At 72.4% G+C, this 10,067-nt stretch carries 4 protein-coding genes and 2 rRNA genes; 2 read left to right on the top strand and 4 right to left on the bottom strand.

Annotation, left to right across the window (positions count from 1 at the left end; all coding sequences use genetic code 11):
* Positions 1-190 precede the first annotated feature (190 nt).
* A complete protein-coding gene (locus ACFXAM_RS07420) occupies positions 191-4,801 on the bottom strand; it encodes a HAMP domain-containing protein (RefSeq protein WP_380288462.1) in 4,611 nt (1,536 codons plus the stop codon).
* Between the two features lie 541 nt (positions 4,802-5,342).
* Here ACFXAM_RS07420 and ACFXAM_RS07415 point away from each other — a divergent pair.
* Together ACFXAM_RS07415 and ACFXAM_RS07410 are read left to right on the top strand one after the other, a co-directional pair.
* Positions 5,343-7,901: a SpoIIE family protein phosphatase gene (locus ACFXAM_RS07415; RefSeq protein WP_380288358.1), complete on the top strand. Its 2,559-nt coding sequence runs from the start codon at positions 5,343-5,345 to the stop codon at positions 7,899-7,901.
* A gap of 299 nt (positions 7,902-8,200) precedes the next feature.
* Complete coding sequence (locus ACFXAM_RS07410) at positions 8,201-8,764, top strand: acetate uptake transporter (protein WP_380288357.1); 564 nt, start codon at positions 8,201-8,203, stop codon at positions 8,762-8,764.
* A gap of 82 nt (positions 8,765-8,846) precedes the next feature.
* Here ACFXAM_RS07410 and ACFXAM_RS07405 read toward each other — a convergent pair whose 3' ends face one another.
* From ACFXAM_RS07405 to ACFXAM_RS07395, 3 genes are all read right to left on the bottom strand, one after another.
* Entirely contained in the window at positions 8,847-9,638 is a 792-nt protein-coding gene (locus ACFXAM_RS07405) for a phosphatase PAP2 family protein (RefSeq protein ID WP_380288355.1), read from the bottom strand.
* A gap of 140 nt (positions 9,639-9,778) precedes the next feature.
* Positions 9,779-9,895: ribosomal RNA gene (rrf, locus tag ACFXAM_RS07400) — 5S ribosomal RNA — on the bottom strand.
* Between the two features lie 79 nt (positions 9,896-9,974).
* Positions 9,975-10,067 (bottom strand): 23S ribosomal RNA (locus tag ACFXAM_RS07395); the annotation flags it as partial.

The following is a 10,067-nucleotide window of genomic DNA, read 5'->3' as shown; positions in this document are numbered from 1 at the left end:
CCGGCTTCTCCCCACTGGGCACTTTTCCCAACCGAGCGGTCCCCCACCGGGGTCCCGGCCCCCCCCCCCCCCCCCCCCCCCCCCCCCCCGGGCTTCAACCCCGCCGCTAACCCGGGTATCCACGCCCCCGTCATCCGATCGGTTCCAACTCGGGCGGGTCCGGGGACCGATGGGCACGGCCCGGGGGCCCTCAGGGCTTCCGGGGGGTGAGCCGTTCGTGCATCACCGACAGCAGGTGGTCGGTCTCCACCGGCTTGGTGATGTGGTCGGTGGCCCCGGCCGCCAGGGACTTCTCCTTGTCGCCCTTCATCGCCTTCGCGGTCAGCGCGATGATCGGCAGCCCGGCGAACTGGGGCATCCGGCGGATCGCCTCGGTGGTCGCGTAGCCGTCCATCTCCGGCATCATGATGTCCATCAGGACCAGCGCGACGTTCTCGTGCTGCTCCAGCATCTCGATGCCCTCGCGGCCGTTCTCGGCGTACAGCACGGTCAGGCCGTGCTGCTCCAGCACGCTGGTGAGGGCGAACACGTTGCGGACGTCGTCGTCGACGATCAGCACCTGCTCGCCGTCGAAGCGGGTGTCCGTGCGGCCGGACGGGCGGGCCGGGGCCGCTTCGGGCGTCCGCCCCTCCGCCGTCCGTCCCGCGCTCCCGCGCCCCTCGGCGGGCCCGCCCGCGGCACCGCGGCCGCCCGCCGGGCGGGTGTCCGGACGCGCCGCGTCCGCGTCCTCCTGGCGGCGGCGCTCGACGGCGCCCCGGCGGCGCACCTCCACCAGCTCGCGCACCTCCTGGGCCCAGTGGTCGGCCGGGCTCTCGCCCACCGGCACCGGCGTCCCGACCGGGGTCACCCCGACCGAGGCGCGCAGCGCGCCCGCGTTCGCCCCGGGCTGCCCGGAGGCGTCCGGCGCCTCGGTGCGCAGCGGCAGATACAGGGTGAAGGTCGAGCCCCTGCCCAGCTCGCTCTCGGCGTGGATCTCGCCGCCGAGCAGCCGGGCGATCTCCCGGCTGATCGACAGCCCGAGGCCGGTGCCGCCGTACTTGCGGCTGGTGGTGCCGTCGGCCTGCCGGAACGGCTCGAAGATCTCCCGCAGCTTGTTGCCGGGGATCCCGATGCCGGTGTCGGAGACCGTGAAGGCGATCAGCGGGTCGTCCGGGCCCTTGATCGCGCCCGCCTCCAGCAGCTGCTCGCGCACGTGCTGCGGCGTGCCCCGGCCGGCCGGGGCGATCGAGAAGTCGACGGCGCCGGTGTCGGTGAACTTCACCGCGTTGGAGATGAGGTTGCGCAGCACCTGCTGGAGCCGCTGCTCGTCGGTGTGCAGGGTGACCGGCAGGGCCGGCGAGACCCGCACCCCGAACTCCAGGTTCTTGTCCAGCGCGACCGGCTGGAAGGTCGCCTCGACGTAGTCGACCAGCTGGACCAGGGCGATCCGGGCCGGCCGGACGTCCATCTTGCCCGCCTCGACCTTGGACAGGTCGAGGATGTCGTTGATCAGCTGGAGCAGGTCGGAACCGGCGCCGTGGATGGTGTCGGCGAACTCGACCTGCTTGGGCGAGAGGTTGCCCTCGTTGTTGTCGGACAGCAGCTTGGCCAGGATCAGCAGCGAGTTGAGCGGGGTGCGCAGCTCGTGCGACATGTTGGCCAGGAACTCGCTCTTGTACCGGGAGGCCAGCGCGAGCTGCTCGGCGCGCTCCTCCAGGACCTGCCGGGCCTCCTCGATCTCGCTGTTCTTGATCTCGATGTCCCGGTTCTGCTGGGCGAGTTGCTCGGCCTTCTCCTGCAACTCCTCGTTGGTGCGCTCCAGCTCCTCCTGGCGCGCCTCCAATTCGGCCGACCGCATCGAGAGTTCGGCGGTCAGCCGCTGGGACTCCAGCAGCAGGCCCTCGGTCTTGGTGTTGACGCTGATGGTGTTGACGGTGACGCCGATGAGGTCGGCGATCTGGTTGAGGAAGTCCAGCGCGACGGTGGTGAAGGAGCTGAAGGTGGCCAGCTCGATCACGCCCAGCAGCCGGCCCTCGAACAGCACCGGCAGCACCACGATGTGGGCCGGGGAGGCCTCGCCCAGGCCGGAGGCGATCTTCAGGTACCCGGGCGGCGCCTCCTTGAGGATGATCGCCCGCTTCTCCACCGCCGCCTGGCCGATCAGCGACTCGCCGGGCCGGAAGGTGGTCGGCATCGCCCGCCGCTGGTAGCCGTAGCTGCCGATCAGCCGCAGCACGGTGTCGTTCTCGTCGTCGTCCTCGGTGATCAGCTCGGCGGTGCGGCCGGCCGGCTGGGCGAGGAAGAACGCGCCGTGCTGCGCCGAGACCACCGGGGTGAGCTCGGTCATGATCAGCGAGGCCACCGCCTCCAGGTCGCGCCGCCCCTGCAGCAGGCCGGAGATCCGGGCCAGGTTGGTCTTCAGCCAGTCCTGCTCCTGGTTGGTGCGGGTGGTCTCGCGCAGGTTGGCGATCATCTGGTTGATGTTGTCCTTGAGCTCGTCGAGCTCGCCGGCGGCGTCCACGTCGATCCGCAGCGACAGGTCGCCCCTGGTCACGGCGGTGGCGACCTGCGCGATCGCGCGCACCTGCCGGGTGAGGTTGTTGGCCAGCTCGTTGACGGACTCGGTGAGGTCCTGCCAGGTGCCGTCCACGCCCGGCACCCGCGCCTGGCCGCCCAGGCGGCCGTCGGTGCCCACCTCGCGGGCGACCCGGGTGACCTCGTCGGCGAACGCCGACAGCTGGTCGACCATGGTGTTGAGCGTCCCGGCCAGGCCGGCGACCTCGCCCTGCGCCTCGATGCTGATCTTCTGCGACAGGTCGCCGCGGGCCACCGCCGTGATCACCAGCGCGATGTTCCGCACCTGACCGGTGAGGTTGTTGGCCATCAGGTTGACGTTGTCGGTCAGGTCCTTCCAGATCCCGGCCACGCCCGGCACGCTCGCCTGGCCGCCCAGGGTCCCGTCGGTGCCCACCTCGCGGGCCACCCTGGTGACCTCCACCGCGAAGGCCGACAGCTGGTCGACCATGGTGTTGAGCGTCCCGGCCAGGCCGGCGACCTCGCCCTGCGCCTCGATGCTGATCTTCTTGGAGAGGTCCCCGGAGGCCACCGCGGCCGCCACCTCGGCGATGTTCCGCACCTGACTGGTCAGGTTGGACGCCATGAAGTTGACGTTGTCGGTCAGGTCCTTCCAGATGCCCGACACCCCGCGCACCCGGGCCTGGCCGCCGAGGTTCCCCTCGGTGCCCACCTCGCGGGCGACCCGGGTGACCTCGTCGGCGAACGCCGACAGCTGGTCCACCATGGTGTTCACGGTGGTGACCAGTTCGAGGATCTCGCCCCGGGCGTCGACGGTGATCTTCTTCGAGACGTCACCGCGGGCCACCGCCGTGGTCACCTCGGCGATGTTGCGGACCTGGCTGGTCAGGTTGTTGGCCATCAGGTTGACGCTGTTGGTGAGGTCCTTCCAGGTGCCGGACACCCCCGGCACGCTCGCCTGGCCGCCGAGGATGCCCTCGGTGCCGACGTCCCGGGCCACCCGGGTCACCTCGTCCGCGAAGGCGCCCAGCTGGTCGACCATCGTGTTGATGGTGTTCTTCAGCTCCAGGATCTCCCCGCGGGCGTCCACCTGGATCTTCTGCGAGAGGTCGCCCCGGGCGACGGCGGTGGTCACCTGGGCGATGTTGCGCACCTGGTCGGTGAGGTTGTTCGCCATGAAGTTGACGTTGTCGGTGAGGTCCCGCCAGACGCCGGCCGCCCAGGGCACCTGCGCCTGGCCGCCGAGCCGGCCCTCGGTGCCCACCTGGCGGGCCACCCGGGTCACCTGTTCGGCGAAGCCCGAGAGCTGGTCGACCATCGTGTTGATGGTGTTCTTCAGCTCCAGGATCTCCCCGCGCGCGTCCACCTCGATCTTCTGCGAGAGGTCGCCGCGCGCCACCGCCGTGGTCACCTGCGCGATGCTGCGGACCTGACCCGTCAGGTTGTCCGCCATGAAGTTCACCGAATCGGTGAGGTCGCGCCACACCCCGGCGACGCCCGGCACCTGGGCCTGACCGCCCAGCCGGCCCTCGGTGCCCACGTCCCGGGCCACCCGGGTCACCTGCGCCGCGAAACCGTTCAGCTGGTCCACCATCGTGTTGACGGTGTTCTTCAGCTCCAGCATCTCGCCGGCCACCTCGACCGTCACTTTGCGCGACAGGTCGCCCTTGGCCACCGCGGTGGTCACCTGCGCGATGTTGCGCACCTGGGCGGTCAGCCGGCCGGCCATGGTGTTGACCGAGTCCGCGAGGTCCTTCCAGCTGCCGGAGACGCTGCGGACCTTCGCCTGGCCGCCCAGCTTGCCCTCGGTGCCGACCTCACGGGCCACCCGGGTCACCTCGTCGGTGAACTCCGACAGCTGGTCCACCAGCCCGTTGACGGTCCGGCCGATCTTCAGGTACTCGCCGCGCAGCGGGTGGCTCACCCCGTTGCTGTGCAGCGAGCGCAGCTCCATCTTCTGGTCCAGGTCGCCCTCGGCGATCGAGGTCAGCACCCGGCCCACCTCGGACATCGGCCGCGCCAGGTCGTCGATCAGCGCGTTGCAGTTGTCGACGGCCGCCATCCAGGCGCCCTCGCCGGCGCCGGTCTCCAGCCGCTCGTTCAGCCGGCCCTCGCGGCCCACCGCCCGCCGCACCCGGGCCAGCTCACCCGTGAGGTGCTGGTTGCGCTCCGCGACCTCGTTGAACACCGCGGCGATCTCCGCCAGCGGACCGTCCCCGGGCACCGTCAGCCGGCGCCGGAAGTTTCCGTCCCGCATCGCCGTCAGCGCGGCGAGCAGCTTGCGCAGCTCGGCCGGCTCGGCGCCGCGGTTGTGGTTGACACGCCGGCCGGCCGCGCTCCGCGGCGCGGCCCCGGGGCGCCCGCCACGCTGAGCGGGCGGCGTCGTACCGGTTGCGTCCTTGGTGGCCGAACTCAACGGGCCCCTCCCAGATCGTGAACTGTCCGGCGCCCGCACCGCGCGCCCCGCCGGGCCCGCCGCGCAGCACCGTCCCGGCGCTACCGTCCCGGCGGCCGGTCGGGCCGGCCGGGACCCGCGACGACGGTACTGCTCGGACCGGACATCGCGGACCCCCCAGTCTGGCAGCACTCGCGCCCGGTACAAGCGCGGTTGCACTCGGTTGGTGCCGCCCGGTGCGAAACGGGTGGGCAGAATCACCCTCCGGTGCCTGTTTCGACTCCCCGCCCCCACGGGGAACCAAGCGGAAAGTAGGGTGGAGCGCTGCACCGGGCCACAACCGCCCGGCGGCGCCGCCCACACCGCCGGCGCACACCGGGATTCGGCGCCGCACCCCGGACAGCCAGGGCCAGAGCAGAGGAGACGTGGCAACGTGGTCACCGCGCGCGCAGCCGCCACCTTCGAACCCGTGGGCCGGTCGGCCGGGGCCGCCCGTTCCTTCGTCCGGGACGCGCTGCTGGGCTGGGGCCTGCCCGAGGTCGTCGACGACGCCGTGGTCCTGGTCAGCGAGCTCGTCACCAACGCGGTCGTGCACGCCGGCACCGCCGCCGAGGTCTGCTGCCTGCGCGAGGACGGCACGGTCCGGATCGAGGTGACCGACCACCACCCCGAACGCGGTCTGCCCAGCTTCCCGGACGTCCCCGCCACCGCGTCCGACCACTACGCCGACGCCGACGGCGAGGGCGGCCGCGGCCTGCTGATGTGCGCCGCGCTCGCCGAACGCTGGGGCGTCGAGTACGGCTCCGGCCGCAAGACCGTCTGGTTCCGGCTCGCCCTGCCCGCGCACACCGCCGGCACCCGCTACGCGCTGCCCGCCGCCCCCGGCGGCGAACTGCCCCACAGCCACGGCCCGGTCCGCGTCGCCGTCGTCCAGCTCGACGACGACGGCCGGGTGCTCGCCTGGAACCCCGACGCCGAGGCGCTCTTCCAGCACCCCGCCGACACCGTGCTCGGCCGCCCCTGGGCCGACCTCGCCGTCTGGCCGCAGGACGCCGACGGCGGCCTCGGCCTCGCCGCCGTCCTGCGGCTCGCCCGCTGGGAGGGCGGCTACGCACTGCGCCGCGCCGACGGCACCGCCCTGGACGTCTACGGCGTCCAGGTCCGTCTGCGCGACACCGACGGCACCCCGAGCACCCTGTGCCTGCTCGTCCTCGACGACGACCGCGCCGTCCTGCGCTCCCCCGCCCGCGCCCTGCCCGGCGACCGCGGCGAACCCGCCACCCGGCTCGACCTGCTGGCCGGCCTCGGCACCGGCGAGGACCTCGACACCCTGCTCCAGCACACCGTCGAACGCGCCCGCGACCTGCTCGACGCCGACGCCGCCTACCTGCTGCTCACCACCGACGACGAGGCCGAGTTCGAGCTGCGCGCCAGCGCCGGGCTGCCCGCCGCGCCGCGCCCGCACAGCCGCTTCCCGGTCGACACCGGCAACCGCTACGACTCGCCCCGCCTCCCCTCCGTCCACGAGGACCTCGCCGCCCGGCCGACCGGGCTGCCCGTCCTCGACGACAGCGGGCTGCGCTCCCTGCTCACCGTCCCGCTCAAGGTCGAGGGCCGGCTGATCGGCTCGCTCGGCATCGCCACCGGCACCCCCGGCCGCTACGACAACGAGGACGCGCTGCGCCTCCAGTTCGCCGCCGACCGGCTCGCCCTGGCCGTCGAGTCCACCCGGCTCGCCGAACTCGAACGGCTGCGCCGCGGCTCGCTCTCCTTCCTCGTCGAGGCCTCCGACCTGCTCGCCGGCACCCTCGAACACGAGCAGACGCTCGCCCTGATGGCGCAGATGGCCGTCCCCACCCTCGCCTCCTGGTGCGCCGTCTACACCAACGGCGACCACGGCGCCGCCGCCTCGCTCGCCTTCGTCCTGCACGAGGACGAGGACCGCATCGACCCGCTGCGCGCCCTGCTCGACAAGACACCCGCCCCGGAGGCCGGCCCGACCCACGGCACCCGCTTCTGGAGCGCCCCCGCCGAGACCGCCGCTGTCAGCGGCTTCGCCCACGAACCCGGCCTCACCGGCCTGCTCGGCGAGACCGTCGTCCTGCCGCTGACCGCCCGCAACCGGGTGATCGGCCTGCTCGCCCTCGGCACCTCGGCCGGCGTGCGGTTCCGCCAGGAGGTCCTGGAACTCGCCGAGGACCTCTCGCGCCGGGCCGCGCTCGCCCTCGACAACTCGCGCCTCTACTCCGAGCGCACCGCCACCAGCCAGGCCCTGCAACGCAGCCTGCTGCCCCCGGAGCTGCCCGACATCCCGGGCGTCGAGGTGGACGTCTACTACCAGGCCGCCGGCGAGGGCAACGAGGTCGGCGGCGACTTCTACGACCTCTTCCCGATCCGCGAGGGCACCTACGGCTTCGCGATCGGCGACGTCTGCGGCACCGGCCCGGAGGCCGCCTCGGTCACCGGCCTCGCCCGGCACTCGCTGCGGCTGCTCGCCCGCGAGGGCCTGGACGCCCCGCAGGTGCTCAGCCGGCTCAACGCCGCCATCCTGGACGAGGGCGCCCGCAGCCGCTTCCTCACGCTGCTGTACGGCGAACTGACACCCCGTCCGGACGGCAGCACCGAACTCTCGCTGGTCTGCGCCGGCCACCCGCTGCCGCTGCGCCTGCGCACCGACGGCCGGGTCGACCGGGCCGCCACCCCGCAGCCGCTGCTCGGCGTCATGGACGACCTCGACCTCACCGCCGAGCGGCTGGTGCTCAACCCCGGCGAGGTCCTGCTCTGCGTCACCGACGGCGTCACCGAACGCCGCGAGGGCCGGCGGATGCTGGGCGACGACGGCCTCGCCGAGGTGCTCACCGGCTGCACCGGCCTCACCGCCGGGGCGGTCGCGCTGCGCGTCCAGCGCGCGGTCGAGCGCTTCGCCCCGGAGCCGCCCTCCGACGACATGGCGATCCTCACCCTGCGGGTGCCGACCCAGCGGAGCGCCTGACCGCACCGGGGCGACTCCTGTCGCACCGGCTGTCGGAGCGTGACCGAACCGTGCCTGACAGCGTCACAAAATGTGCGATTCACAAGGGTACAAGCCCGTTCACCCTGGGTAGACCGATCTCACCGGGGAATCCCCCGGAGGGGACGTGACCAGCGGCTCTCCCGCTGGCCCAGCACTCGGACCGCAGCCGTCGCACGCTCCAGCCGTGCGCGCCCGGAGCGGTCACGCGCCTTCACCTCATCGACACTCACCCGCGTTCACTGCGCCCTGCGCGCGCCCATGAGTGAAAGGAGCCTCCGGTGAGCAACGAAGCTACCGGGGCACTGAACGCCCGCTCGACCGGCGCCGACGCGGGTAACCTCGGTTACCTCGCGCTCGGCCTGACCCTGCTCGCCTACGGGCTGCTCTCCACCGGCATCCTCAGCGGCACCGCCGCCGGGAACTCGGCCCACCTCGCGCACATCCTCGGCGGCCTCACCCTGTTCATCGCGGGCCTCTGGCAGTTCCGCGGCGGCGAGGGCTTCACCGGCACCGCCTTCACCAGCCTCGGCGCCTTCTGGGCCACCTGGTCCACCGCCTCCGGGGCCGGCAAGAACGCAGCCGGCCTGTTCCTGCTCCTGTGGGCCCTGCTCGCCCTCACCCTGACCGCGGCCAGCTGGAACGCGGGCCTGTTCAGCCGCGCCGTCTACGGCCTGCTGACGCTCTCCCTGGTGCTCTCCGCGATCGCCACCTTCAGCACCACCGCCGGCCTCGCCAAGACGGCCGGCTGGATCGCCGCCGCCTCCGGCCTGGCGGCCTGGTACTGGGCCACCTCCGCGCTGACCAACAGCGCGTGGGGCCGCGAGGTCCTGCCGGTCAAGTAACGGCGGGTGAACCGGCGGGCCGGACCCTCCCCCCACGGGGCCCGGCCCGCCGTCCTGCCGTGCCGCACCCCCCGCACCGCCGTCAGCCGCGGACGGCGAGATCCTCCCGCTCCGGCGCCGGCCGGACCTCCCCCGCACGGCGGGCCCGCCACCGGGCCGCGCCGCGCTGCGCCGCGTAGGCCAGCAGCAGGATCGCCACCGCGACCAGACCGTCCGCCCAGAAGTGGTTGGCCGTCACCACCACGACCGTGATCGTCAGCACCGGGTGCAGCACGATCAGCCAGCGCAGCGGACTCCTGGACACCCGCACGACCGCGACCGCCACCAGCACGCACCACGCCACGTGCACCGACGGCATCGCCGACAGCTGCGCGGCCTTCACCACCCCTCCGACCGCGTTGCCGTACACCGACTGCCCGTACTCCGCCGCGACGTCGACGAACCCGTTCTCCGGCAGCATCCGGGGCGGCGCCACCGGGAGGAACTGCACGGCCAGGCAGACCGCCGTCGTGATGACCACCGTCGTCCGCACCCATGCGTACCGTTCGCGGTGTCTCAGGAAGACCCAGAGCAGCACCGCGATCATCACCGTGAAGTGCATCGACGCGTAGTAGTAGTTCGCCAGCTTCACCAGCGCCGGGTACGGCGTCACCGCGGCCTGCCAGGACGCCTCGTCGGGCAGCCCGAAGGCCAGCTCCGTCCGGTGGATCCAGCGCGCCCGGTCCAGCGCATGTTCGGTGCTCATCAGCGAGAGGCGGCCGACCAGCTGCCACAGCGCGAACAGCGCGAGCAGGGTGCCGGCCTCCCGGAGGACCGCCGCGAGACCCGCCCTCCGCACCCGGGCGGCCGCGTAGGAGCCACCGTAGAGAGCCACCGCGGCGCCCCCTGCGGACTGCCAGGTCAGGGTCAGGTTCTGCAACGGTTCGCGCCTCTCCACCAAGCTCCGACGTGGTGGGGAGACGTTAACGCAAAAAGACCCCCTCCTGAACCGGAGGGGGTCTTTTTGGAATGATTGTTCGGCGGCGTCCTACTCTCCCACAGGGTCCCCCCTGCAGTACCATCGGCGCTGTGAGGCTTAGCTTCCGGGTTCGGAATGTAACCGGGCGTTTCCCTCACGCTATGACCACCGAAACACTATGAAACTATCAACCGCCCACCATTTTCAGGCGGGGGTCGTTGTTTCAGAACAACACAGTGGACGCGAGCAACTGAGGACAAGCCCTCGGCCTATTAGTACCGGTCAACTCCACCCCTCACAGGGCTTCCATATCCGGCCTATCAACCCAGTCGTCTACTGGGAGCC

Source organism: Kitasatospora sp. NPDC059462 (genome assembly GCF_042749955.1).
Classification (GTDB): Bacteria; Actinomycetota; Actinomycetes; order Streptomycetales; family Streptomycetaceae; genus Kitasatospora.
Note: the sequence above shows the minus strand (reverse complement) of the source record. Positions and strands in the feature narration are given on the sequence as shown.